Source organism: Nocardiopsis sp. FR4, from assembly GCF_009830945.1.
Taxonomy (GTDB): domain Bacteria; phylum Actinomycetota; class Actinomycetes; order Streptosporangiales; family Streptosporangiaceae; genus Nocardiopsis.
This window is the reverse complement of the sequence record NZ_VWVV01000005.1, coordinates 37,245-62,499: the sequence shown is the minus strand read 5'-3', so window position 1 is coordinate 62,499 and position 25,255 is coordinate 37,245. Positions and strand designations below refer to the sequence as shown.

The following is a 25,255-nucleotide window of genomic DNA, read 5'->3' as shown; positions in this document are numbered from 1 at the left end:
ATGTTGTGACAATCGAGGTGAGCCAGCTCTCACTTGACTATTGACGCCCCACGTCACGCCGCGTACATTCGGGCGCAAATATTTCGAAATACCTCCCGATAGTTTCGAAAGAGGAGTCGCCATGAGAACCCCCCGCCTGAGCTCCCTGGCCGGAGCAGCGGCGCTCTGCCTGCTCGCCGCCACCGCCTGTTCCGGCGGCGGTGGCGGAGGTGGCGGCGGAGACGACCGCATGCACGTGTGGATGTACCAGGACACGCTGGTCGTGGTGCAGGAAGGCGCCGTCGAACGGTTCAACGAGGACTCCGAGACCGAGGCCGTCATCGACGAGGTCCCCGGCGACAACTACGAGGAGCGCCTGCGCACCGCGATGGGCTCCAGCCAGCAGCCCGACGTGTTCTTCAACTGGGGCGCGGGCAGTATCGCACCCTACGTCGAACAGGACATGCTCCAGCCGCTGGACGACCTGCTCGCCGAGGACCCGGAGTTCGCCGAGTCCTTCATCCCCTCCATCCTGGAGGCCGGCAAGGTGGACGGCGTCCAGTACGGCATCCCGCTGCGCGGCACGCAGCCGGTCATCCTCTTCTACAACGAGGCGGTCTTCGAGGACGTCGGCGTGGAGCCCCCCGAGACCTGGGAGGACGTCCTGGACCTGGTCGACGCCTTCAACGAGGAGGGGATCATCCCCTTCGCGCTCGCGGGCGCCGACCCCTGGACCGAGCAGATGTGGATGCAGTACCTGGTGGACCGCATCGGCGGGCCCGGGGTGTTCGCCCGCATCCAGCAGGGCGACTCCGAGGGCTGGCGCGACCCGGCCGTCCTGGAGGCCGCCGAGATGGTCCAGGACCTGGTGGACCGGGGCGCCTTCGGCGACTCCTACGCCTCGGTGAGCTACACCGAGGGCGGCGCCTCCACCCTGCTCTCGGAGGGGAGGGCGGCCATGCACCTGATGGGGTCGTGGGAGTACTCCACGCACCTGGACCAGGCACGCGAGTTCGCCGAGAACGACCTGGGCTACGTGGAGTTCCCGCCGCTGCCCGGCGGTGAGGGCGACCCCGCCAACGTGGTCGGCAACCCGACCAACTTCTTCTCGGTGACGGCGGAGAGCGACCACCTGGACGCGGCGCTGGAGTTCCTCAAGTACACAGCCCAGGAGGAGTACGTGGCCGACATGGTGGCGAACGGCGAGGTGCCCACCACCGCCAACGCCGAGGAGGCCGTGGCCGACAGTCCCAACCCGGACTTCGCCACCTTCCAGTACGAGATGGTCCGCGACGCGCCGCACTTCCAGCTGTCCTGGGACCAGGCGCTGCCGCCGGACGTGGCCACGCCGATGGTGACCGAGATCGAGTCGCTGTTCAACGGTCAGACCACGCCCGAGCAGTTCGTCGACGCGCTGGCGGCCCTGTGACCGGCGGCACCGGCAACCCGGTCACCGCGGGCACCGCGCCCATCGGCCCCTCGGCCGTGGGCGCCGCCACCCGCGGTTCCGCGACCGGAACCCCCGGCGGCTCGCGCGGAGGCTCCTCCGCGCGGGCCGCCGGCCCCCGCACCGGGCGGCCCGGCGCGGTGTGGGCGGTCCCCGGGCTGCTGTACTTCGGTATCTTCGCCGCGCTGCCGATGGTTCTGGTGGCCTACCTGTCCCTGACCTCCTGGGGCGGGCTGGGCACACCGGAGTTCATCGGCCTGGAGAACTGGACGCGGCTGGCGGGAGACCCGCTCATGCGCCAGGCCATCTGGCTGAGCCTGCTGCTGACCGTCCTGACCTGGGCCGTGCAGACGCCCATCAGCCTGCTGCTGGGCGTGTGGGCGGCCGGACCGCAGCGCAGCCGGGCGGTGCTGTCGGCGATCTTCTTCCTGCCGCTGCTGCTGTCCTCGGCCGCCGTGGCGATCATCTGGCGGGCCCTGCTGGACCCCAACTTCGGACCGCTGGCCTGGCTGGGCCCCGTCCTGGGTCTGCGGTCGGTGAACCTGCTGGGCGGGTCGACCAGCGCGTTCCTGGTGATCGTCTTCGTCAGCGCCTGGCAGTTCATCCCGCTGCACATGCTGCTCTACCAGGGCGGCGCGCGGCAGATCCCGGCCTCGCTCTACCAGGCCGCCGAGATCGACGGCGCGGGTCGGCTGCGCTCCTTCTGGCACATCACCCTGCCGCAGCTGCGGCACACCATCACCACCTCCTCGGTGCTGATGGTGGTGGGCGCGCTGACCTACTTCGAGACGGTGCTGATCCTGACCGGCGGCGGTCCCGGCACCGACACCACGATCGTCCCGTTCCTGATGTACCGGGCCGGTTTCCGCAGCTGGGAGCTGGGCTACGCCAGCGCCGTCGCGTTCACCCTGGTCGTGGTGGCGACGCTGATCGCCCTGCTCATGGTGCGCTTCACCGGTTTCGGCTCCATGCGCAGCACCCGGGAGGGCCTGTGACCGTCCGTCTCCCCGAGAAAGCCCCCGCACCGCCCGCCCGGCGGCGGACCGCGGGCGCGTCCCGCGTCCGGCTGCTGAACGTGCGGCCGGGGCGCCGCAGGCCCAACGTCCTGGGCGGACTGGGCGCGCTGCTGTGGCTGGCGATCGTGGCCCTTCCGCTGTACGCGCTGCTGGTGGCCACCGTCCAGCCCGCCGAGGACTACACCGCCTCGGGCCCGCTCACCCCGCCGACCGACCCCACCCTGTACAACTACTGGCTGGCGGTGGAGAACGGGCTGCTGGGGTTCGTGCTCAACACCGCGGTCGTCACCGCGGCCGTGGTAGCGATCGTGGTGACGCTGGCCGCCATGACGGGGTTCGCCATCGTGCGCTCGCGGACCCGCTGGACCACGGGTGTGTTCCGGATGTTCCTGCTGGGGCTGGCGATCCCGTCCCAGGCGGTAATCGTGCCGGTGTACCTGATCATCGTGGAGCTGGGGCTGTACGACACGCTGACCGCGATCGTGCTGCCCACGGCCGCCTTCGCGCTGCCGGTGTGCGTGCTGATCCTGGTGGGGTCGATGCGCGACATCTCCGAGGAGCTGTACGAGGCCATGGCCCTGGACGGCGCGGGTTCGGTGCGCACCTTCCTGCAACTGGTGGTGCCCATGTCGCGCTCCGGACTGAGCACCATCGCCGTGTACGCGGCGCTGCAGGCCTGGAACGGTTTCCTGTTCCCGCTGATCCTGACCCAGTCGCCCGACAAACGGCTGATCACCATGGGCCTGTTCGAGTTCCAGGGCGAGTACCGGGTGAACGTGCCCGGTCTGCTGGCCGCGGTCGTGCTCTCCACCGTGCCGCTGTTCCTGGTGTACCTGTTCGCCCGCCGCTCGCTGGTGCGCGGAATGATGGGGATGGGCGGCAAGTAGCCGCTCACCCGACCGCACCTCCGCTTCCCCTCCCGCCCGGTGCTCACCCTTCGTCACGGTTTCGATCCCCGAAGGGCGGGGCACCGGGCGTCTATGGTCCCGGCCACGGGGCGAAGCGAGAGGACGTATGAGCGAACAGAGCATGGAGCCGGCCGCCGTCGCGGAGTCGGAGCTGGCCACGCGGCGGGGGACGTTCCGCCTCGTGGCCTTCCGGGACCCGGTGGACGCGCAGGAACACGTGGCGCTCACCCTGGGCGAGGTCGGGGGAGCCGAGGAGGTACTGGTACGCACCCACTCGGAGTGCCTGACCGGAGACGTGTTCGGCGCGCTGCGCTGTGAGTGCGGCGACCAGCTGGAGGCCGCCCTGGACGCGATCGCGCGCGAGGGCCGGGGCGTGCTGGTCTGCTTACGCGGGCACGAGGGTCGGGGCATCGGACTGATGGCCAAGGTGCGCACGCTGGCTTTTGCAGGACCGGCTCGGCCTGGACACCGTGGACTCGGCCACCGAGCTGGGCCTGCCGGTGGACGTGCGCGACTACGGCCCCGCCGCGCGGGCGCTGCTGCGCCTGGGGGTGCGCTCCGTCCGGCTGATGCCCAACAACCCCGACAAGGCGCGTGCGTTGGAGGAGCACGGGATCGAGGTCGCCGGACGCGTGCCGCTGCTCATGCCCGCCCGCGCCGAGAACGCCGCCTACCTGACCGCCAAACGCGACCGCCTGGGCCACGACCTGCCGCACCTGGACGGGTGGGCCCGTGACCGTCGCGGATGACCGGTGGATCCTGGCCGCGGCGGCGTGCGCGCAGGCGGCACTGCTGGGGGCGCTCGCGCTGACGGTGGGCCTGGACCCGGCGGGTTGGGCGGCCGGGATCGCCTACCTGGTGCTGGGGACCGCGGTGCTGGCGCGGGCGGCGCACCGGTCGGGGTGGCGGGCGCTGGGCCCCGCCGGGCTGGTGACGCTGACCCGGTGCGTGCTCGTCGGCGCGGTGGTCGCGCTGGTGGCCGTGGACGGGCCCGTGTGGCCGGTGGTGGCTCTGGCCTCGGCGGCACTGGTGCTGGACCTGGCGGACGGGGCGGTGGCCCGGGCCACGGGTACGCAGTCCGCCTTCGGGGCCCGCTTCGACATGGAGGCCGACGCGTTCCTGATCCTGGTGCTGAGCGTGCACGCGGCGCTGCTGCTGGGCCCCTGGGTGGTGGCCGTGGGTGGAATGCGGTACGCGTTCTGGCTCGCAGGGCTGGTGCTCCCCTGGCTGCGGGCCCCGCTGCCGCCGAGCCGGGCGCGCAAGGCGGTGGCCGCCGTCCAGGGCGCGGCCCTGGTTGCGGTCGCGGCGCGGGTGCTCCCCCACGAGGTGGCGGCGGCCGTGGCGGTCGGCGCCCTGGCCGCGCTGGTCTGGTCCTTCGGCCGTGACGTCCTCGGCCTGTGGCGCCGCCGGGCGGGGACCGGTGCACCGGAGGAGCCGTGGGTAGGGCCGTATCCGCGAGGGTGAGCGACGAGGAGGAGCATGGCCGCTACGGCACGGGCGTTCTGGGTGAGCCGTCCGGGGCACGGGGAGATTCGCGAGGAGGCGCTGCCCGAGCCCGGACCGGGGCAGGTGCTGGTGCGCACGCTGTACTCGGGGGTGAGCCGGGCCACCGAGGCCCTGGTCTTCCGGGGCGGGGTGCCGCCGAGCCAGCACGGCCTGATGCGGGCGCCCTTCCAGGAGGGGGACTTCGACGGCGCGGTCAAGTACGGCTACCTCAACGTCGGTGTGGTGGAGCAGGGATCAGCGGAACTGGTGGGGCGCACGGTGTTCACGCTGTACCCGCACCAGACGCGGTTCGTGGTCCCGGCGGAGGCGGTGCGGTGCGTGCCCGAGGAGGTTCCGGCGCGGCGCGCGGTGCTGGCGGGGACGGTGGAGACGGCGGTGAACGCGCTGTGGGACGCCCCGCCGCTGCTCGGCGACCGCCTGACGGTGGTCGGCGCGGGGATGGTGGGCTGCTGCGTGGCGCGGCTGGCCGCCGGGGTCCCGGGCACGCGGGTGCAGCTGGTGGACGTGGACCCGGGGCGGGCGCGGGTCGCCGAGCGGCTCGGGGTGGGCTTCGCCCTCCCGGGGGAGGCCGAGGCCGGTCGCGACCGCGTCTTCCACACCAGCGCCACCGAGGCCGGTCTGGAGCGGTCGCTGGAGCTGGTGGCGGCCGAGGGCGAGGTGGTGGAGCTGAGCTGGTACGGCGACCGGCGGGTCGGCGTACCGCTGGGCGAGTACTTCCACTCGCGCCGGCTGACCGTGCGCTCCAGCCAGGTCGGCGCGATCGCGCCCGCCCGGCGGGCGGGGCGCACCCTCGCCGAGCGGCTCGGCCTGGCGCTGCGGCTGCTCGCCGACCCCGCCTTCGACGCGCTGGTCAGCGGCGAGAGCCCCTTCGAGGAGATGCCGTCGGTGCTGCCGCGCCTGGCGGAGGGCACCCTGCCCGCCCTGTGCCACCGGATCGCCTACCCGCCGCCGTGAGCGCCGGGTGCGCGGGACAGCCATGACAGTCGACCACAGAGGAGCACGATCCGTGTACAGCGTCACCGTCCGGGACCACATGATGGTCGCCCACAGCTTCCGGGGCGAGGTGTTCGGCCCCGCCCAGCGGCTGCACGGGGCCACGTTCACCGTGGACGCCACCTTCCGCCGCCGTGCCCTGGACGGGGACGACATCGTGGTGGACATCGGTCTGGCCGCGCGTGAGCTCAAGGCCGTGCTCGCCGAACTGGACTACCGCAACCTGGACGAGCTGCCGGAGTTCGCGGGGGTCAACACCAGCACCGAGTTCCTGGCCGGGGTGGTCGCCGACCGCCTGGTGGAGCGGCTCGACGCCCGCGCGCGCGGCCTGGACGGGATCACCGTGACCCTGCACGAGTCCCACGTGGCCTGGGCCAGCCACGAGCGCGAACTGTGACAGCGGACACCGCGTCGGCGCGACGCCAGGAAGGAGAACCCGCGTGCCCGTGGTCCTCGTCGTCCCGCCGGACTCGGTGCCCAGCGGAGGCAACACCTACGACCGGCGCCTGGCCGAGGCGCTCGCCGACCTGGGCGTGCCGGTACGCCGGACGGTCGTTCCGGGTGCGTGGCCCCGCCCGGACGCCGGGGCCCGGGCCGGGCTCGCGCGGGTGCTCTCCCGCCTGCCCGACGGCGCGACGGCCGTCCTGGACGGCCTCGTGGCCTGCGGGGTGCCAGAGGCGGTGCTGCCGCACGCGGACCGGTTGCGGCTGGTCGTGGTCGTCCACCTGCCGCTGGCCGAGGGCGGCGGCCTGACCCCCGGGGAGGAGCGCGACCTCGACGCCCGGGAGCGCCGGGTGCTGCACGCGGCCGGGACCGTGGTGGCCACCAGTCGGTGGGCGGCGCGGCGGGTGGCCGGGCGCCACGGGCTGGCGCGGGTGGAGGTGGTCGAACCGGGGGTGGACGCGGCGCCCCCGGCCCCCGGCGGGGACGGCACGCGGCTGCTGTGCGTGGCGTCGGTGATCCCGAGGAAGGGGCACGACCTGCTGCTGTCCGCCCTGGGCGGTCTGCGCGCACTGGACTGGGAGTGCGCGTGCGTGGGACCGCTGGGCGACCTGTCGGCCCGGGCCGGTGACTCGGCCGCCTACGCCGAACGCCTGCGCGCCCTGTGCCGCGACCACCGGTTGGAGGGGCGGGTGTCCTTCCCCGGTCCGGTGGAGGGCGCGGAGCTGGCCGCCGCCTACGCCCGCGCCGACCTGCTGGTGCTGCCCTCGCGCGCGGAGACCTACGGGATGGTGGTGACCGAGGCGCTGGCGCGCGGCGTCCCCGTGGTGGCCGGCGCGGTGGGCGGGGTGCCCGAGGCGCTGGGCCGCGACCGGCGGGGGGAGCGGCCCGGGCTGCTGGTGGCGCCGGGGGACGCCGAGGCGCTGGGCGGGGCGCTGCGCCGCTGGCTGACCGAGCCGGGCCTGCGCGCGCGGCTGCGGGAGGCGGCCCGCCTGCGGCGGGAGGACCTGCGAGGATGGGAGAGCGCGGCGCGGGAGACGGCCGCGCTGCTGGACCGGGAGGGGCCGCGTTGAGTACCACCGGGGTTCCGGCCTTCGCGCCGGAGTGGCTGGCGCTGCGGGAGGGCGCCGACGCCCGGGCCCGGGCCGCACGGCCGCCCGCCCTGCTGTACGGGCACGGGCGGGTGGTGGCCGACCTGGGGTGCGGGACGGGTTCGCTGGGGCGCTGGCTGGCGCCGCGCCTGCCCCGGCCGCAGCGGTGGGTGCTGCTGGACCGCGATCCGGCGCTGCTGGCCCTGGCCCGCGAGGGGGTGCCCGCCGCCGAGGTGGTCACCCGGCGGGTGGACCTGGGCGCGCTGCGGGCCGCCGACCTGGACGGGGCCACGCTGGTGGCGGCCTCGGCGCTGCTGGACCTGTGCACCCGGGCGGAGGTGGAGACGCTGGCGGGGGCGGTGGTCGCGCGGGGGTGTCCGGCGCTGCTGACCCTGTCGGTGGCGGGCCGGGTGGAGTTCCTCCCCGCGGACCCGCTCGACGCCGCCTTCACCTTGGCCTTCAACGCCCACCAGCGGCGGGAGGGGCGTCTGGGCCCCGACGCCGCCGGGGCGGCCGCCGCGGCCTTCGCGGACCTGGGGTACGAGGTGCGCACCTACCCGAGCCCGTGGCTGCTGGGCCCGGAGGACGCGGAGCTGGCGCGGACCTGGCTGCGCGGCTGGGTGGGCGCGGCCGTGGAACAGGAGCCGTCTCTGCCCGGCGCGGACTACCTGGAGCGCCGTCTGCGGGCCTGCGCGCGGGAGGGGGCGCGGATCACGGTGCACCACACGGACCTGCTGGCGCTGCCCCGGACCGTACCGGACCACGCGCACGGGCGCCCCGCCGAGGAGGGCACCGGCCCCCCGCCCCCGGAACGCACCGGAACCCGCGGACCAGCGGGCACGGCGGCCGCGGGAGCGCGCCCGCGGGCGGCGTCCCGCCCCGGGACGGAACACGACCCCCGGGACGGAGGGTCCCGGCGGTGACCGCCGCCGGCGAGCGGTTGGCCGGGGGCGGGACGCGGGCTCCCGGGGACGCCGCGCCCGGGACGCGCCCGCACCGCTCCTGGTCGGTGTGGGCGCGCACGCTGGCCGGGGTCGCGCTCCTGGCGTCGGTCGTGTGGTGCTCCCCGGCCGGGGCCCTCACCGGGGCCGCGGCCGCGGTCGACGCCCCCGCCGTGCTGGCCGCCCTGGGCATCGGCGCGGTGACCACCGTGCTGTCGGCGGCCCGCTGGCGGGCGGTGGCGCTCGGGGTGGGGCTGCGGTTGCCGTGGGGGCGGGCGGTCGCCGCCTACTACCTGGCGCTGTTCCTCAACGCGGTGCTCCCGGCGGGTGTCCTGGGCGACGCGCACCGCGCGGTCGACCACGGCCGCTCCTGCGGCGACCCGGGGCGCGGTGTTCGCGCGGTGGTGCTGGAGCGGGTGGTCGGACAGGTGGTGCTCGCCGTCACGGGGGCGGCGCTGCTGTTCGCGCTGCCCGCCGCCCTGCTCGGTCCCGGTCTGCGCGCGGCCGGGACCGCGGCCGGGGCGGTCGCGGCGATCGGCCTGGGCTGCGCACTCGCCCTGCGGGCGGGCCGGGCCCGGCGGCCCCGGTGGTGGCGGGCCCTGGCCGGGTTCCGGTCCGAGGTGCGGGCCGGACTGGTGGCGCGCGCTCCCCTGCTGCTGGCGCTGTCGGCGGCGGCGCTGACCGGACACGTGGCGCTGTTCCTGGTCGCCGCGCGCGCGGCCGGGGTCGGCGCGCCCGTGCTCCAGCTGGTGCCGCTGCTGGTGCTGTCCCTGCTGGCGATGAGCGTTCCGGTCGGCGTCGGCGGGTGGGGGCCGCGCGAGGCGGTCACCGCCCTGGCCTTCGGGGCGGCGGGGCTGGGCGCACAGGCCGGGCTGACGGTCTCGGTGGTCTACGGCCTGCTCGTCCTGGTCGCCGCCCTGCCGGGCGGGGCGGTGCTGCTGGTGCGCTGGTGGTCGGTGTTCCTCGCCGTATCGCGCCCGTCCGGGAACTGGGCGGTCGGTCACCCGGAGCGGGGGCGGTGGGGTTCGCCCAGGGCTGCCAGGTACCCGGCGAAGGAGTCCACGAGCGCGGCGAGCAGGGCGCGCCCCTTGGCGGCCGTGGCCAGGGAGGGTCGGCCGACCACCCCCGAGGAGGTGTAGGGCGCCAGCCCCACGGTGAGCATGTGGTCGCGGCCGCCGGTGGTGTGGTCGGCGGCGGCGTACCCCGGCCGGACCAGGTCCGGGTGGGTGTGCAGGAGCACGGAGGTCTCCAGTTCCCCGGCGTGCATGTCCGCGTCGTTGTCGGTGGCCATTCCGGCGGCGGCCCTGGCCGCCTGCCAGTCGTGGAAGCCGGGGAAGAGGGCCATGCGCCCGCCGGACTCCTGGACGAGGTTGGCCAGGACGTGGTTGCCGCCGTGGCCGCTGACCACCACCAGCCTGGTCTGGCCCAGGGAGGCGGCGATGTCGCGGACCAGGGCGTACAGGGTGGGCGCGGAGACGCTCACCGTGCCGGGCCAGGCGGCGTGCTCGTGGGAGCAGCCGACGGTGACCGGGGGCAGCAGGCGCAGCGGGTGGGCCCCGGCCAGGGCCCGGGCCAGGTCGCAGGCGATGACGGTGTCGGTGACCAGGGGAAGGTGGGGTCCGTGCTGTTCGAGGCTGCCGACCGGCAGCAGCGCCACCCGGTGTGCCCGCTCCCCTCCTCGGCGCTGGTGGTCAGGGGCAGCAGGGACAGTGTGAGGTCGTCCATGGGGCCAGTATCCCCACCCTGCCCGGGGCCGGGTCCGGGGGAGGGGACCTCCTTCCCGCCGGTCCGGGCGCTCGGGCCCGCGCGCGGAGCGGCCCCGCCCCGTGTTCGGGGAAGCCCGGCGTCCGGGTCGTGCCCCCGGTGTTATTCTACAGTGAGTGCAAAAATGCTGATACTGCATTTTTCTGGCCGACCAGCGGCCCGCCGGGGCCACCCTTCTTCCCGTAGAGGTCATCACGTGAGTTCGCGCGCCCTACCCGACACTGAGCGACCACCCGTCACGCGCTCCCTGGCCGGGCTGCTCACCGTGCTCGGCGTGACCATGCTCAGCAGCACGATCGTGTCCGTGGCCCTGCCGCAGATCGTGGGCGCCCTGGAGGGCACGCAGTCGCAGTACACCTGGGTGGTGACCGCGACGCTGCTGGCCTCCACCGCCTCCACGCCCGTCTGGGGCAGGCTCGCCGACCTGTTCGACAAGAAGAGGCTGCTGCAGCTGTCGATCGTGCTTTTCGTCGTCTCCTCGCTGCTGTGCGGGTTCGCCCAGACCACGGGCCAGCTGATCGCGTTCCGCGCCGTGCAGGGGCTGGGCATGGGCGCCTCACAGGTGCTGGTGCAGGTCACCATCGCCGCGATGGTCAGCCCCAAGGAGCGCGGCCGCCTCAACGGCTACCTCGGGGCGGTCATGGCCGTGGCGACCGTGGGCGGTCCGCTGATCGGCGGCCTGCTGACCGACCTGCCGGGCCTGGGCTGGCGCTGGTGCTTCCTCGTCGGGGTGCCGTTCATGCTCGTGGCCCTGGTGGTGCTCAGCCGCACGCTCACGCTGGTGGACGTGCGACGGCCCGAGACCAGGGTGGACTACGCGGGCGCCGCGCTCATCGCGGCGGGCGTGAGCCTGCTGCTGCTGTGGGTGACCTTCGTGGGCGGTGACTTCGCGTGGGTCTCGTGGGAGTCCGGCGCCATGGTCGGCGGCAGCGCCGCCCTGCTTGCACTGGCCGTGTGGGTGGAGTCGCGCGTGTCCCAGCCGGTCGTGCCGCTGCACCTGGTCCTGCGGCGCGAGACGGCCATCGCCATCCTCGCCAGCTCGGCGGTCGGCATGGCGATGTTCGGCGGCGCGGTCTTCCTCGGCCAGTACTTCCAGCTGGCCCGCGGGTACTCGCCCACCGAGGCGGGCCTGCTGACCACGCCGCTCATGCTGGGCACCATGGTCTCCGCGACCGTGTCCGGGCGCATGGTGTCGCGGTCGGGGCGGGTGAAGTCCTACGTGGTCACCGGCATGGTGCTGCTGACGCTGGGCTTCCTCGTGCTGTCCGTCATCGACGTGGACACGTCCCTGCTCATCGTCGGCGGGGGCATGCTCCTCATGGGCCTGGGGGTCGGCATGTCCATGCAGAACCTGGTCCTGATGGTGCAGAACTCCGTGCCGCTGCGCGAGCTGGGCGCGGCCAGCGGGACGGTGACCTTCTTCCGCACCCTGGGCGGCACCGTCGGCGTCTCCGTGCTGGGCGCCTTCCTGGCCAACCGGGTCGCCGCCAACATCACCGAGGGCGTGGCCGCGGCCGGGATCGACCCCTCCGCGCGGGGCGGTGACGCCGGCACCCTGGACCTGGCGGCCATGCCGCCGTTCCTGCGCGAGATCGTCGAGGGCGCCTACGGCGGGGCCACCGGGGACCTGTTCCTCGTCGCCACCGGGATCGCCGTCTTCGGCCTGTTCGTGGCGCTGTTCCTGCCCCGGGTACGCCTGCGCGACAGCATCGACCTGCCCGAAGGGGCCGCGCGGACCCGGGCCCCGGAGGCCTCCGGGGCGGGGCCCGCTCCGTCCCCGAGCGGCGGGGCGGGATCCTCCGCCGACTGACCGGCCCCGTACGGGAGGGGCCCTCTCCGGCATCGCCCCCGGGGAGGGCCCCTCCCCCTGTGCGCCGAGGACGACACGTGGGGGCACTCCCGGTGCGGGGGAGGCCTCCCCCAGCGGGGCACTGCCGGCCCGAGGTGCGCGAAAGCCCATACAGAAAGGCCTTTCGGCCTTTGCGGGACAGCTGGCGATCCCACAAGACTTCCCCTAACGCTTTGCGTGGATCGTCCCCGAACGAGAGGCCCCATGGCGGACACCCCCATCGACACCAGCGTCGCGCACACCGCCCGGGTGTGGAACTACTGGCTCGGCGGCACGGACAACTACCCCGCCGACCGCGAGGTGGGTGACGCCATCCGGGAGCTGATGCCGCAGATCGTCGAGGTGGCCCGGGGCGACCGCGGCTTCCTGCGCCGCGTGGTCACCCACCTGGTCCGGGAGGAGGGGGTCCGCCAGTTCCTCGACATCGGCGCGGGACTGCCCACCGCCGGCAACACCCACGAGGTGGCCCGGGCCCACGCCCCGGAGGCGCGGGTGGTGTACGTGGACAACGACCCCTCGGTGCTGGCGCACGCGCGGCGGCTCCTCGGGGACACCGACGGGGGCCGCACCCGGTTCGTGGGTGCGGATTTGCGCGACACCGGCGCGGTTCTGTCGTCGGCCCGAAGGACCCTGGACCTGGACCGGCCCGTCGCCCTGACACTGCTGGGCACCCTGGGCCACATCGGCGACGCCGAGGAGGCCATGGGCGTCGTGCGCGCGTACATGGACGCCCTGGCGCCGGGCAGCTTCCTGGCCGTGTGCGACGGCGTCTACGCCGACATGGAGGACATCGCCGACGAGCGCACGGCCCGGGCCCTCAGGCACTGGCGGGAGGCGGTCGCCCAGCCGTACCACATGCGCTCGGTCGGGGAGTTCGGCCGGTTCTTCGACGGACTGGAACTGGCCGAGCCGGGGATCGTCTCCGTCACCCGCTGGCGGCCCGAACCCGACGACGCGGTTCCCCTGGTCGACGTCCCGCAGTACTGCGGCTTGGCCCGCAAGCTCTGAGCGGAGCCCGGGGAGCGGCGGCCCGCGCCCCGGGCTCCGACGGCCTCAGCGGTGCACGTGCGCGGCCCGCCGTCCGGCCGGTCGCCCGGACGCGTCCGGGGCGGTCCGTGGCCGCGGCGCCGCGGTCCCGCCCCCGCGCCGCAGGGCCGCCGCGGCCACCGGCCAGAACACGAGCACGGCGGCGGCCGAGCCCACGTAGAAGGCCGAGAACACGGGGACCATCCGGGACAGGGCCATCACCACCAGCGCGGCCACCACCAGTACCGTCATGGCCGGACCGAGCAACCGGGCCCGCGCGACCCCCACCGCGAAGGCCAGCGCCCCCAGGAGGAAGGCCACCGACCCGCTCATGAGCAGGGACTGGAACCAGGGGTCGACGGCCTCCACCAGCGCCCTGACGTCCAGGCCCGCGGTGGCCGCCGCCGAGACCGCGAGTTCGAGCGCGGCCACGGCACCGGTCAGCACCCCGCTCAGGACCACCAGCGGGAAGGCGGCGGCGCTCCACCGGTTCTCGCCCGCGTCCCGCATCCGGGCGCGCAGGGCCAGGAAGGCCAGGACCAGGAGTGCGAACGCCCACACCGTCAGCAGGTGCACGGCGCCCCAGTGGGCGGGGTCGGCCTCCGCCGCGGCGGTGACCACGTCCGGGTCGGGCATCCTCCCCTCCAGGTGCGGGTGGTACAGGAACGTGGCCAGCAGGACCGCGGGGGCCACGGCCATGACGGCGGCCTGGATCCGGGCGTGCGTGACAGCGGACATCGTGCCCACCTCCGGTACGGGGCCCCGGCGCTGCCGCGCCGAGGGCTCTTCGGGGACACTTCGACGCTACGGCGGCGGGCCGCGCACCGCATCGGCCGAAGTTCCCGTTCGCGGGCGGGCCGACGTGGGCATTCGTGCCCATGGGCTCAGGCCCGGCCGCTCCGGTGGGCGTAGGCGGTGGCCGCGGCGCGCGAGGGCAGGCCGAGTTTGGCCAGGATGCTGCTCACGTGGTGGGCGGCGGTCCGCTCGCTGATCACCAGCTCCCCGGCGATCGCCCGGTTGGACAGCCCTCCCGCCACCAGGCGCAGCACCTCCTCCTCGCGCGGGGTGAGCCGTGTGCTCCCCGCGCGCTCCGGCGGGGGCAGGAGGTCGCGCGTGCGCTCCAGGTCGGGCGCCGCCCCGAGGCCGGTGAAGACCGTCCGCGCGGAGGACAGGCACATGCGCGCCCCCTCCTCGTCCCCGAGGCGGCGGCAGGCCAGCCCCAGCAGGACGGCGGTCCGCGCCTCCTCGTAGGGGTGCCCGGCCTCGCGCCAGGCGTCCCGGGCCAGGCGCAGCGGGACCAGGCAGGCGTCGGCCTCGTCCTCGGCGAGCAGGACCGAGCCGCGTGCCCGGGCTGCCATGGCCGCCAGCACGGGCGTGCCCCGTTCGGCGGCGGACCGCGCCAGCTCCCCGGCCGCCTCCCGGGCCCGGCCGTGCTCCCGGGCGGCGAGCATGACCTCCACGTACGGCGGCAGCAGGCCCAGCCGGGCCAGGGGATCGCGCTCCTCCGCCAGGGCCCGGCCGAGGGAGGCGGCGGCCTCGGCGACCCGTCCCTGGCCCGTGCGCAGCAGCGCCAGCCCCGGCTGCGGGGAGTGCCCGGCCCGGTCGGCGTCCAGGTAGGCGCGCTCGGCGCGGGCGGAGGAACCGAGCAGCCGGTACAGCTCGGCCTGCTGGTAGCGGGCCATGCCGAGCAGTTTCGGCCGGGGGCCGGGGCCCTGCTCGCACGCCTGCCGGGCCGCCTCCAGCGCCTGCGGCCAGTGCCCCGATTCCCGCAGGACCGCGGAGCGGTGCACGAGGCACTCGTCGTGGAAGGTCACCAGCCCGGGCTGGGAGTCGCACCAGCGGGTGAGCTCGGCCGTCCACTCCCGGGCGCGGCCCAGGTCGAAGACCTGTCGGCAGGTGTCGATGACCCCGCAGTAGACGATGCCGGTGACCACCGCGGACACCTCCCCCGCCAGAACGGAGACCATGGCCTGGTCCAGCAGGTCGGCGCCCCGCCCGGTGCCGCTCAGGCGCACCATCGCCGTGCCCCGGCACAGCAGGGCGAGCGCGGCCAGGTCGGTGTCCCCGAACCGCTCGGCGATCGCGGCCGCCCGCTCCCCGCGGGCGCCGGCCTCCGCCGGGTCGCCCTCGCGCAGGGCGCGCATCGCCGCCGGGACCAGCAGGTAGCCCCGCTCCACCACGTCCAGGCCGTGCCGGTCCAGGAGCGCGTGCGCGCGGGAGAACCATCCCGAGGCCTGGGCCTGCTCGCCCCGGTTCATCAGCACCATGGCGAGCCAGAACGCGCACCTGACGGCCGGGGCGACCTCGGAGCGGTCCAGGAAGGCGCGGTGCGCGCGGGCCAGCTGGTCCGCGCACGCGCCATCGCGGCCGGTGAGGAAGGCGGAGACCGCGAGGACCTCCAGGTCCGCCGCGTCCAGGGGCGCGCGCCGGTCCTCCTCGCGCAGCCGCTGGAACGTCTCGCCCCAGCCGCGCCAGGCGGAGGTCTCCTGGTCGGGTGCGTGGCCGTCGGTCATATGGCCCCCGGGGGTGCGCGCGCCGACCGCCCCGGGTGAGCGGGGACCGGCGCATGTCCCATTATCCACCGCGGCCCGCGCCCGGGAAAGGCTCCGGCGAGGCCGGGGCGCCGCAGATCCACCCGCGCGGACACCGAACGCCGGCGGTCGCGAAGGGCCCGGACCCGGCGGGTCCGGGCCCTCAGCGGCTCCGGCGGCGGGTCAGCCCCACAGCCGGCGCTCGGCGGCCTCCCACGGGGCCCGGTCGCCCCCGGGCTCGTAGCGGCGCAGCTCGGCGGAGGCGGCCACGATCCGGCGCAGGTCCGCCAGCTCCCCCTCCACAGCGCCGACCGCGCGGGCCTGCACCAGCAGGTTGCCCATGGCCGCGCCCTCGGCGGGCCCGGCCACGACCGGCAGGCCCACGGCGTCCGCGGTGAGCTGGCACAGCAGGGCGTTGCGCGATCCGCCTCCGACCACGTGCACCACGTCCACGTCGGTCCCGCCCAGTTCGGCGGCCCGGCGGACAGCGCGGCGGTAGGCCAGGGCCAGGGAGTCCACGACGCAGCGGGCCACCTCCGCCTCGCCCTCGGGCGGGCGCTGGCCGGTCTCGGCCGCGAACGCGGCGATCCGCGCGGGCATGTCGCCCGGGGGCAGGAACCGGGGGTCGTCCACGTCCACGACGCACCCGAGCGCGGGCACGCGGGCGGCCCGCGCCAGCAGGTCGGCCAGGTCCACCTCGCTCCCCTGTTCACGCCAGGTGCGCAGCGACTCCTGGAGCAGCCACAGGCCCATGACGTTGCGCAGGTAGCGGACCGTGCCGTCCACGCCCAGCTCGTTGGTGAAGTTGGCCACGCGACCGGCCTCGGTGCGCACGGGCGCCGTCAGCTCCACACCGACCAGCGACCACGTCCCCGAGGAGACGTAGGCGAAGCGGGGGGTGTCGGCGGGCACGGCGACCACGGCCGATGCGGTGTCGTGCGAGCCCACCGCCACCAGCGGCGCCCCGGCGGCCGGGCCGAGGCCGGCGTCCCCGCGCAGGGCGCCCACCACGGTCCCCGGCTCGACCAGCGGGGGCAGCAGCTCCCGGGCGGCCACGCCGTAGCACCTCTCCAGCAGGTCCAGGCAGACCCCGGCCCACTGGCGCGAGCGCACGTCCACCAGGCCGGTGGTGGAGGCGTTGGTCAGCTCGGCCACCCGCTCCCCCGTCAGCCAGTACCCGAGCAGGTCGGGCACCAGCAGCAGGTCGCGGGCGGCCGCCAGCTGGGCGCTCCCGGAGGCGGCGGCGAGCTGGAAGACCGTGTTGAACGGCTGCACCTGCAGGCCGTTGACCGCGTACATCTCCTCGGCGGGCAGGTGCGCGAACACCCGCTCGGGTACCCCGTCGGTGCGCGCGTCGCGGTAGTGGACGGGGTTGCCGAGCAGGCCGCCGTCGGCGTCCAGCAGCCCGTAGTCCACCGCCCAGGAGTCCACGCCGACCGAGGCCAGGCCGTCGTGGGCGGCGGCCCGGCGCAGGCCGCCCAGCACGCCCGCGTACAGGGAGAGCACGTCCCAGTGCAGGGTGGCGCGGCCCCCCGCGGGCACGGTGACCGGGCCGTTGGGGAAGCGGGCGACCTCCTCGGTGCGCAGCCTCCCGTCCCGGACCCGGCCGGTGATGACCCGTCCGCTGGAGGCGCCCAGGTCCACGGCGGCGTGGACCCGGGCCTCGGCGGCGCTCATCGCAGGAACGCGGCGGCCACGCCGCTGTCCACGGGGATGTGCAGGCCGGTGGTGTGCGACAGCTCCCCGGCGGTCAGCGCGAACACCGCGTTGGCCACGTGCTCGGGCAGCACCTCGCGGCCCAGGATGGTGCGCTTGGCGTAGAACGCGCCCAGCTCCTCCTCCTTGACCCCGTAGACCTTGGCGCGCTGGGCGCCCCAGCCGCCGGCGAAGATGCCCGAGCCGCGCACGACCCCGTCGGGGTTGACGCCGTTGACCCGGATGCCCTCCGAGCCCAGCTCGGCTGCCAGCAGCCGCACCTGGTGGGCCTGGTCGGCCTTGACCGCGGAGTAGGCGACGTTGTTGGGCCCGGCGAACACGGCGTTCTTGGAGGCGATGTAGACGATGTCGCCGCCCATGCCCTGGGCGGTCATCACCCGGGCGCCCTCGCGGGAGACCAGGAAGGACCCCTTGGCCATGACGTCGTGCTGCAGGTCCCAGTCGCGCTCGGTGGTCTCCAGCAGCGGCTTGGAGATGGACAGTCCGGCGTTGTTGACCACCAGGTCCACCCCGCCGAAGGCCAGGGCGGCCTCGCGGAAGGCCCGGGCGACCGCCTCGCCGTCGCTGACGTCGCAGGCCACGCCCACGGCCACGTCCGCGTTGCCGAGTTCGGCCGCGGCCTCGGCGGCCTTCTCCGCGTCCAGGTCGGCCACGACCACGCAGGCGCCCTCGGCGGCCAGGCGGGCGGCGATGGCCTTGCCGATGCCGCTGGCGGCGCCGGTGACCAGGGCGACGCGGGTGGCGAGCGGCTTGGGCTTGGGCATGCGGGCGAGCTTGGCCTCCTCCAGCGCCCAGTACTCGATGCGGAACTTCTCCGACTCCTCGATGGGCCGGTAGGTGGAGACCGCCTCGGCACCGCGCATCACGTTGATGGCGTTGACGTAGAACTCGCCCGCCACGCGCGCGGTCTTGGCGTCCTTGCCGAAGGAGAACATGCCCACGCCGGGGACCAGGACGATGGCCGGGTCGGCGCCGCGCATGGCGGGGCTGTCGGGCAGGGCGTGGCGCTCGTAGTAGGCGCGGTACTCGGCCCGGTACTCCTCGTGCAGCTCGCGCAGCCGCTCCACGGCCCGCTCCAGCGGGGCGTCGGCGGGCAGGTCGAGCACCATGGGGCGGACCTTGGTGCGCAGGAAGTGGTCGGGGCAGGAGGTGCCCAGCGCGGCCAGGCGGGGGTGCTCGGCGGCGGCGAGGAAGTCCAGGACCACGTCGCTGTCGGTGAAGTGGCCGACCTGCGGGTGGTCGGTGGAGGCCAGGCCGCGGATGACGGGGGCCAGGGCGGCGGCGCGCTCGCGGCGCTCGGCCTCGGGCAGGGCGCCGTAGCCGTCCAGGGCGGGGCCGAAGGGCTCGGGGCGGCCCCTCTCCTCCAGGAAGCGCTCGGCGGTGCGGATGATCTCCAGCGAGTTGGCCTGGCACTGCTCGCTGGTCTCGGCCCAGGCGGTGATGCCGTGGCCGCCCAGGATCGCACCGATGGCGTTCGGGTTCTCCTCGGCGATCCTGGCGATGTCCAGGCCGAGCTGGAAGCCGGGGCGGCGCCAGGGCACCCAGACCACGCGGTCGCCGAAGCACTCGCGGGTCAGGCGTTCGCCGTCGGCGGCGGTGGCCAGGGCGATGCCGGAGTCGGGGTGCAGGTGGTCCACGTGCGCGGCGCGCACCAGGCCGTGCATGGCGGTGTCGATGGAGGGTGCGGCGCCGCCCTTGCCGAACAGGCAGTGGTCGAAGGCGGCGACCATCTCGTCCTCGCGCTCCTCGCCCGGGTAGACGTCCACCAGGGCGCGCAGGCGGTCCAGGCGCAGCACGGCCAGGCCGTCCTCGGTGAGGGTGCCCAGGTCACCTCCGGAGCCCTTGACCCACAGCAGGTCGACGGGCTGGCCGGTGACGGGGTCGGTGCGGGTTCCGGCGGCGGAGGTGTTGCCCCCGGCGAAGTTGGTGTTGCGCGGGTCGGCGCCGAGGGTGTTGCTGCGGGCGATGAGCTGCTCGACGACGGAGTCGGACACGGTCTCTCCCTGTTCGTTGCTGGGGTCCTGGGGCGGGGTCGGGGTCTGGCTCACGCGCCCCACCCGGCCTGGGTGCCGCCCTTGCGCTCCTCGACGACCCGCTCGACGTAGCCGGAGCGGGCGTGCGCGGCCATGGGGTCGGGGTCCAGGCCCTGGTCGGCGCGCAGGTCGGCCAGCAGGGGGCGCACGTCGGTGTTGTAGGCGTCCATGAGCACGGCGTTGGCGGCCAGCACGTCGCCCTGGCGCTGGGCGTCGGCGAGCGCGTCGGCGTCCACGAGCAGGGCCTTGGCGGTGGCCTCCTGCACGTTCATCACCGAGCGGATCTGTCCGGCGATCTTGGGCTCGATGTTGTGGCACTGGTCGAGCATGAACGCGACCTCGGTGTCGGCGGCCAGGCCGCCGCCGCGCACGACCTCGTACATGATGCGGAAGAGCTGGAAGGGGTCGGCGGCGCCGACCATGAGGTCGTCGTCGGCGTAGAAGCGCGAGTTGAAGTCGAAGGCGCCGAGCTTTCCGGCCCGCAGCAGGAACGCGACGATGAACTCGATGTTGGTGTGCGCCGCGTGGTGGCCGGTGTCCACGCACACCACGGCCTTCTCGCCCAGTTCCAGGCAGTGGGCGTAGGCGGTGCCCCAGTCGGGGACGTCGGTGGCGTAGAAGGCGGGCTCGAAGAGCTTGTACTCCAGCAGCAGGCGCTGGTCGGGGCCCAGGCGCTCGTAGACCGCGGCCAGGGCCTCGGCCAGGCGGTCCTGGCGGGCGCGCAGGTCGTCCTGGCCGGGGTAGTTGGTGCCGTCGGCGAACCACAGCTTGAGGTCGCGCGAGCCGGTGGCGTCCATGACGTCCACGCACTCCAGCAGGTGGTCCAGGGCCTTGCGGCGCACGGCCGGGTCGGGGTTGGTGACGCTGCCGAGCTTGTAGTCGTCGTCCTGGAAGACGTTGGCGTTGATGGTGCCGATCCCGATGCCCAGGTCGCGGGCGTGCGCGGCCAGCGCGGCGTAGTCGTCGACCCGGTCCCAGGGGATGTGCAGGGCGACCGTGGGGGCCACTCCGGTGAGGCGGTGGACCTCGGCGGAGTCGGCCACCTTCTCCCAGGGGTCGCGGGGGACGCCGGGCTGCGCGAAAACCTTGAACCGGGTGCCGGAGTTGCCGAAGGCCCAGGAGGGGAGTTCGATGTGCTGGCGCCGCAGGACCTCCAGGGCCTGCGCGCGGCGGTCGGGCGATGCTGCCACGGTGGTAGCTCCGTTCGGGAGGGCGCGGGTGCCGCCGGGACCGGCGGAAGAGCGATTGAATCGTTTCACAAGAGTTTCGGTGAAACTACCGCCACCGGGCCGCGTGTGTCAAGGCTCACTCAAGCAACCCCCTGGTCAGGGCACATTTGCCATCTTGAATCGTTTTATGAACGGTGCGTACACAGCCGGAGAAAAACAGCACACACGTCGCCCCCGGGCGCGGGCCCGGGGGCGGAGACGGCGACGGGAGGTCAGGCGCCCAGGGCCAGGCGCACGCCCAGGGTGAGCATGACCAGGGCGATGAGCGCGTCCAGCACCCGCCAGGCGCCGGGGCGGGCGAAGAACGGGCGCAGCAGCCGGGCGCCGAAGCCCAGGCCCGCGAACCACGTGAAGCTGGCCGCCACCGCGCCCGACGCCCACCACCAGCGTGCGTCGCCCTGCTGGTTGGCCAGTGAGCCGAGGAAGACCAGGGTGTCCAGGTACACGTGCGGGTTGAGCCAGGTCAGCACCAGCGCCGTGACCATGGCGGTGCGGCGGCCGTCGCGCAGGGGCCCGGAGACCACGAGCGCGCCCGGGCGCAGGACCCGGCGCGCGGCGAGCAGGCCGTAGACGATGAGGAACCCGGCGCCGAGCAGGCGGACCGCGTGCACGGCCAGTGGAGCGGCCTCGACGACGGCGCCCACGCCCAGGACACCGCACGTGATGAGCACGGCGTCGGACAGGGCGCAGACCAGCACCACCGGCAGGACGGTGCCGGTGCGGCCCTCGATCCCGATCCGCAGGACGTAGGCGTTCTGGGCGCCGATGGCCACGATGAGCGCCAGCCCGGTACCGAAGCCGAGCAGGGCGGGGAGAAGGGTGGTGTTCACCCGACGAACGCTAGGGCCGCCTCCTCCGTGCAGTAAAGCTAAACTTTCTTAGAACCCCTAAGAGAGGCTTAGGATGCCCTTCCAGTTCGACCACCTGCGCACCCTGACCGTCCTGGTGGACGAGGGCACCTTCGAGGCCGCCGCGCGGCGCCTGCACGTGACCGCATCGGCGGTCTCGCAGCGGGTCCGGGCGATGGAGCAGACCGCGGGCAGGGTCCTGGTGCGGCGCACCAACCCCGTGCGCACCACCGCCGCCGGGGACACCGTGCTGCGCTACGCCCGCCAGGTCCTGCTCCTGGACGAGGACACCGCCGCCGAGCTGCGCCTGGGCGAGCGGGACCGGGGCCGGGTGTCGGTACCGCTGGCCGTCAACGCCGACAGCCTCTCCACCTGGTTCCTGGAGGCCCTGGCCGACCTGCCCGAGGAGCTGCGCCCGGTCTTCGAGATCCACCGCGAGGACGAGGAGCACACCACCTCCCTGCTGCGCTCGGGAACGGTGATGGCCGCCGTCACCTCCACCCCCGAGGCGGTGCAGGGATGCACCGCGGTCGGTCTCGGCGCGATGCGCTACCACGCCGTGTGCAGCCCCGGCTTCGCCGGGCGCCACCTGGGCGGTCGGGCCGACCCGGAGCTGCTGGCCCGGGCCCCCGTGGTCAACTTCGACCGCCGCGACGACCTCCAGGACCGCTTCCTGCGCGACACCTTCGGCGCCGGCTCCTCGGGGCCGCGGCACTACGTCCCGGCCTCGGAGGACTTCGCCCGCGCGGTGCTGCTCGGCCTGGGCTGGGGCGTGGTCCCCGAGACGCAGTGCGCGGAGCGGATCGCCTCCGGGGAGCTGGTGGCGCTGGCCCCGGACCGCCCGGTGGACGTGCGCCTGCACTGGCAGCGGTGGAACCTGCGCACCCCGGTGCTGGACGCGGTCTCCGAGGCCGTGCGCGCGGGCGCCGCGGCCGCCCTGCACCCGCTCTGAACAGGACCGCCGCGTGCCGGAGGGGGAGACTGCCCTACCCCGAGCGCAGGTGGTCGCGCAGGGCGCGCGCCACCCGGGCCATGACCGCCTCGGCCCCCGGCTGGTGCTGGGCCGCGACGCGGGACTCGGTGAGGACCGCCACGGCGAAGGCCTGGCCGTCGTCGTGCTCGACCACCCCGACCTCGTGGCGCAGGTTGAGCATGGTCCCGGTCTTGGAGGACCACCGGGACAGGTCGGAGGTGAAGTCGGGGGCCAGGCGGTGGCGCGCCTGGTTGGCGCCCATGAGCTCGCGCACCCGGGCCGCCACGTCCGAGTGGATCCGGGTGGGACGCCACAGCTCCCGCAGCAGGTCGGCGAAGGCCCGGGCCGAACCGGAGTTGGCGCGGGTGACGTCGAGCTGGCGCACGGGGTGCCCGCGCCCGGCGGTGCCCGCGCCGATGGCCAGGGAGTGCGCCAGGTGGACCTCCTCGGGGGCGAGCCGGTCGGCGGGGGTCTCGTTGATATCGCGCATCAGGTGCCGGACGGTGATGCCGTGCAGCCCGGCGGCGCGCAGCGACGCGGCCACCCGGGCGGGCGGGGTGAGGCCGAACAGGGTGTCGGTGGCCGCGTTGTCGCTCAGGCACAGGCTCAGGTAGAGCAGGTCCTCCAGGCTCACCGCGGCCGGGTGGCGGAACATGCTCAGCCCCGTGGGACCGGGTGAGACCTCCGCCCCCGGGGGCACGAGCAGCCGTTCGGCGCCGTCGAGCTCCCCGGCGCGGATCCGTTCCAGGGTGGCCACCGCGAGCGGGACCTTGACCAGCGAGGCGGTGGGGTACGCCAGGTCCGGTTCGATGCCCAGCTCGCGACCGGTGTCCAGGTCCCGCACCAGGAAGGCGCCGCGCAGGCCCGCCTCCTCCAGTTCCTCGCGCAGCGCGCGCAGCAGCGCGGTGGTGCTCACGCGTCCCCCTCCTCGGCCCGAGCCCCCAGGCAGCGGGCGATCGCCCCGGCCAGGAGCGCGCGCAGACGCTCGGCCTCCTCGCCGGTGTCGGCGGCGACGGCGTACCCGCGGGCCAGGCGGATCCCGCCCAGGGGCCGCCAGGACAGCCCCAGCTCACCGGCCTGGGCGGGTGAGCACAGCAGCAGGTCGCGGGAGCCGAGGACCTCGGCGGCGGCCGTGGCCAGGGTGGGGGCCACGGCGACCTGCGCGGGCCGCAGGCCCACGGCGTCGCGCAGGCGGGTCAGCCGGTCGCGGACGTGCGGGACGTCGTCCTCGGGCTGGATCCAGATCCGGCGCCCGCGCGCGGACGGATCACTGCGGCCCACCCGCAGTGTCTCCAGGTGGACGGTGCCGACGGGGGGCTCCCCGGCGACCGCCAGCCCCAGCGGGACCGACCAGGCCGCCTCGTCCGGGGGCGTGCCCACCAGGGCGGCACGCACCTCCCGGTGGGCGAGGAGTTCGGCGCGCGCCGCGGGCGCGGCGGGCCGGGTCTGCAGGCGCAGGCCCTCCTCACGGGCCTCGGCGCACAGCAGCGCCAGGTCGCGCACGGCGCAGGTGTCGGGGACGGCCAGCAGCAGGGGGCGCAGCACGGCGCGCTCGGCGTCGTGCTCCATCTCCTCGGCCAGCTGGACCAGGCGCCGGGCCGAGGGCAGCATGTCGCGGCCGAACCGGGTGAGCGTGGCCCGGCGGGTGGAGCGGTCGAACAGGCGCGCGCCCAGGTGGTGTTCCAGGGCGGCGACGCGCCTGCTGGCGACCGGTTGGGGGATGCGGGCCGCCGCGGCGCCGAGGGTGAAGCTGCCGCGGTCACTGACGTACACGAACGCCCGGCAGGCGCCGACGAGGTCCATGGCCGGATCCTATGCCGTTTCCGCATGGAAGCGTCCCTTCGCGTCTTGGACGGCATCATCGCGCGCGACCAGACTGCTGGGCGTGCCACCCGACGGGGGTGCGGCACACGTCCACACAGAAGGAACAGGAACACCATGGTGCTCTCACCCACGCGGCGCACGGGGCTCGCGGCCCTGGCGGCGCTCACCCTCATCCCGGTCGTCGGATGCGCGGGCCCGTCCGGGAGCGCGGAGCCGGCGGCGGAGGGGTCGGCGGCCTCCGAGGCCCCCTCCGGGGCGTTCCGCGACTTCGAGCGGCTGGAGGAGGAGTTCGACGCGCGGCTGGGGGTCTACGCGGTGGACACCGGCACCGGCGAGGAGGTCTCCCACCGGCCCGACGAGCGCTTCGCCTACGCCTCCACCCACAAGGCCCTCTCCGCGGGGGCGGTGCTGCGGCGCAACAGCCTGGAGGAGATGGAGGAGGTCGTCGCCTACACCGAGGACGACCTGGTCAGCCACTCCCCCGTCACCGAGCGGCACGTGGAGACCGGTATGACGCTGATGGAGGTGGCCGACGCCGCCGTCCGCTACAGCGACAACACCGCCGCCAACCTCCTCATGGAGGAACTGGGCGGCCCGGACGGGTTCGAGGAGGCCCTGGAGGCGATCGGCGACGACGTCACCGACCCGGAGCGGATGGAGACCGAGCTGAACGAGGGCGTGCCCGGGGACACGCGGGACACGAGCACGCCCCGGGCGATGGCCACGAGCCTGCGGGAGTTCGCGCTGGGCGACGTCCTGCCCGAGGACCGGCGCGACGTGTTCACCACCATGCTCAGGGGCAACACCACGGGCGACACCCTGGTGCGCGCCGTGGTCCCCGAGGGCTGGGAGGTCGGCGACCGCACGGGCGCGGGGGGCTACGGGACGCGCAACGTCATCGCCGTGGTCTGGCCGCCGGAGGCGGACCCCCTGGTGATCGCGATCATGTCCAGCCGCGATCGGGAGGACGCCGAGTACGACGACGCGCTGGTGGCCGGAGCCGCCGAGGTGGTCGTGGCGGCGCTGGACTGAGGGTCGGCGGGCGCGGTCCTCCCCGCCGCGCCCGCACCCCTCGGCACGGGTACCGGGAGAGGTCTTCTAGCCTGGGGGCGGCCTGTGTCGGAAAAGCGGTATCTGCCA

Annotated in this window: 21 protein-coding genes and 2 pseudogenes; 14 read left to right on the top strand and 9 right to left on the bottom strand. The window is 74.9% G+C overall.

Annotated elements, in window-relative coordinates:
- Positions 1-121: 121 nt before the first annotated feature.
- From FYW95_RS08345 to FYW95_RS08300, 10 genes and pseudogenes are all read left to right on the top strand, one after another.
- On the top strand, positions 122-1,408 hold the full coding sequence (locus FYW95_RS08345; RefSeq protein ID WP_159942868.1) for an extracellular solute-binding protein: 1,287 nt from the start codon (positions 122-124) through the stop codon (positions 1,406-1,408).
- Positions 1,405-2,421 carry a carbohydrate ABC transporter permease gene (locus FYW95_RS08340; protein WP_159942869.1) on the top strand — a complete coding sequence of 339 codons (1,017 nt, stop codon included), beginning with the start codon at positions 1,405-1,407 and terminating at the stop codon, positions 2,419-2,421. Before FYW95_RS08345 ends, FYW95_RS08340 begins: the two co-directional genes overlap by 4 nt.
- On the top strand, positions 2,418-3,329 hold the full coding sequence (locus tag FYW95_RS08335) for a carbohydrate ABC transporter permease (RefSeq protein ID WP_370462387.1): 912 nt from the start codon (positions 2,418-2,420) through the stop codon (positions 3,327-3,329). Before FYW95_RS08340 ends, FYW95_RS08335 begins: the two co-directional genes overlap by 4 nt.
- 127 nt (positions 3,330-3,456) lie before the next feature.
- A pseudogene (locus FYW95_RS08330) lies at positions 3,457-4,099 on the top strand (GTP cyclohydrolase II).
- Positions 4,083-4,814 carry a CDP-alcohol phosphatidyltransferase family protein gene (locus tag FYW95_RS08325; RefSeq protein WP_236567809.1) on the top strand — a complete coding sequence of 244 codons (732 nt, stop codon included), beginning with the start codon at positions 4,083-4,085 and terminating at the stop codon, positions 4,812-4,814. The pseudogene FYW95_RS08330 and the gene FYW95_RS08325 overlap by 17 nt, the downstream one beginning before the upstream one ends.
- 15 nt (positions 4,815-4,829) lie before the next feature.
- A complete protein-coding gene (locus FYW95_RS08320; RefSeq protein WP_159942870.1) occupies positions 4,830-5,810 on the top strand; it encodes a zinc-dependent alcohol dehydrogenase in 981 nt (326 codons plus the stop codon).
- 52 nt (positions 5,811-5,862) lie between these two features.
- Positions 5,863-6,246: a 6-pyruvoyl trahydropterin synthase family protein gene (locus tag FYW95_RS08315; protein ID WP_159942871.1), complete on the top strand. Its 384-nt coding sequence runs from the start codon at positions 5,863-5,865 to the stop codon at positions 6,244-6,246.
- A gap of 43 nt (positions 6,247-6,289) precedes the next feature.
- Positions 6,290-7,363, top strand: coding sequence for a glycosyltransferase family 4 protein (locus tag FYW95_RS08310; protein WP_159942872.1), 1,074 nt, complete (start codon positions 6,290-6,292; stop codon positions 7,361-7,363).
- Entirely contained in the window at positions 7,360-8,304 is a 945-nt protein-coding gene (locus FYW95_RS08305; RefSeq protein ID WP_370462388.1) for a class I SAM-dependent methyltransferase, read from the top strand. Before FYW95_RS08310 ends, FYW95_RS08305 begins: the two co-directional genes overlap by 4 nt.
- Positions 8,301-9,461: a lysylphosphatidylglycerol synthase domain-containing protein gene (locus tag FYW95_RS08300; protein ID WP_236567810.1), complete on the top strand. Its 1,161-nt coding sequence runs from the start codon at positions 8,301-8,303 to the stop codon at positions 9,459-9,461. The genes FYW95_RS08305 and FYW95_RS08300 overlap by 4 nt, the downstream gene beginning before the upstream one ends.
- Here FYW95_RS08300 and FYW95_RS08295 read toward each other — a convergent pair.
- Positions 9,344-10,047, bottom strand: a pseudogene (locus tag FYW95_RS08295) (creatininase family protein); the annotation flags it as partial. The gene FYW95_RS08300 and the pseudogene FYW95_RS08295 sit on opposite strands and share 118 nt — an antisense overlap.
- A gap of 319 nt (positions 10,048-10,366) precedes the next feature.
- Between FYW95_RS08295 and FYW95_RS08290 the strand changes: the two are divergent.
- Both FYW95_RS08290 and FYW95_RS08285 read left to right on the top strand, forming a co-directional pair.
- Entirely contained in the window at positions 10,367-11,896 is a 1,530-nt protein-coding gene (locus FYW95_RS08290) for an MFS transporter (protein WP_236567817.1), read from the top strand.
- Positions 11,897-12,139: 243 nt separating this feature from the next.
- Entirely contained in the window at positions 12,140-12,943 is an 804-nt protein-coding gene (locus tag FYW95_RS08285) for an SAM-dependent methyltransferase (RefSeq protein ID WP_159942875.1), read from the top strand.
- Positions 12,944-12,988: 45 nt separating this feature from the next.
- Here FYW95_RS08285 and FYW95_RS08280 read toward each other — a convergent pair whose 3' ends face one another.
- The 6 genes from FYW95_RS08280 to FYW95_RS08255 form a co-directional block, all read right to left on the bottom strand.
- The gene (locus FYW95_RS08280; protein ID WP_159942876.1) at positions 12,989-13,699 is read right to left on the bottom strand and encodes a hypothetical protein; all 711 of its coding nucleotides are present in this window, start codon (positions 13,697-13,699) and stop codon (positions 12,989-12,991) included.
- Between the two features lie 146 nt (positions 13,700-13,845).
- Positions 13,846-15,474, bottom strand: coding sequence for a LuxR C-terminal-related transcriptional regulator (locus FYW95_RS08275; protein WP_159942877.1), 1,629 nt, complete (start codon positions 15,472-15,474; stop codon positions 13,846-13,848).
- A gap of 201 nt (positions 15,475-15,675) precedes the next feature.
- Complete coding sequence (locus FYW95_RS08270; protein WP_159942878.1) at positions 15,676-17,169, bottom strand: rhamnulokinase; 1,494 nt, start codon at positions 17,167-17,169, stop codon at positions 15,676-15,678.
- A complete protein-coding gene (locus FYW95_RS08265; protein ID WP_201294766.1) occupies positions 17,166-19,265 on the bottom strand; it encodes a bifunctional aldolase/short-chain dehydrogenase in 2,100 nt (699 codons plus the stop codon). Before FYW95_RS08265 ends, FYW95_RS08270 begins: the two co-directional genes overlap by 4 nt.
- A complete protein-coding gene (gene rhaI, locus FYW95_RS08260) occupies positions 19,253-20,431 on the bottom strand; it encodes an L-rhamnose isomerase (RefSeq protein WP_159942879.1) in 1,179 nt (392 codons plus the stop codon). Before rhaI ends, FYW95_RS08265 begins: the two co-directional genes overlap by 13 nt.
- 251 nt (positions 20,432-20,682) lie before the next feature.
- Entirely contained in the window at positions 20,683-21,300 is a 618-nt protein-coding gene (locus FYW95_RS08255) for a LysE/ArgO family amino acid transporter (protein ID WP_201294765.1), read from the bottom strand.
- Positions 21,301-21,373: 73 nt separating this feature from the next.
- Between FYW95_RS08255 and FYW95_RS08250 the strand changes: the two genes are divergently transcribed.
- Positions 21,374-22,270 (top strand): LysR family transcriptional regulator ArgP, encoded by an 897-nt coding sequence (locus FYW95_RS08250; RefSeq protein WP_159942880.1) that lies wholly within the window; start codon positions 21,374-21,376, stop codon positions 22,268-22,270.
- A 34-nt stretch (positions 22,271-22,304) separates the two neighbouring features.
- Here FYW95_RS08250 and FYW95_RS08245 read toward each other — a convergent pair whose 3' ends face one another.
- Positions 22,305-23,207 (bottom strand): serine hydrolase, encoded by a 903-nt coding sequence (locus FYW95_RS08245; RefSeq protein ID WP_159942881.1) that lies wholly within the window; start codon positions 23,205-23,207, stop codon positions 22,305-22,307.
- Positions 23,204-24,094: a LysR family transcriptional regulator gene (locus tag FYW95_RS08240; protein WP_159942882.1), complete on the bottom strand. Its 891-nt coding sequence runs from the start codon at positions 24,092-24,094 to the stop codon at positions 23,204-23,206. Before FYW95_RS08240 ends, FYW95_RS08245 begins: the two co-directional genes overlap by 4 nt.
- Before the next feature lie 135 nt (positions 24,095-24,229).
- Between FYW95_RS08240 and bla the strand changes: the two genes are divergently transcribed.
- On the top strand, positions 24,230-25,147 hold the full coding sequence (gene bla, locus FYW95_RS08235) for a class A beta-lactamase (RefSeq protein WP_159942883.1): 918 nt from the start codon (positions 24,230-24,232) through the stop codon (positions 25,145-25,147).
- Positions 25,148-25,255 lie beyond the last annotated feature (108 nt).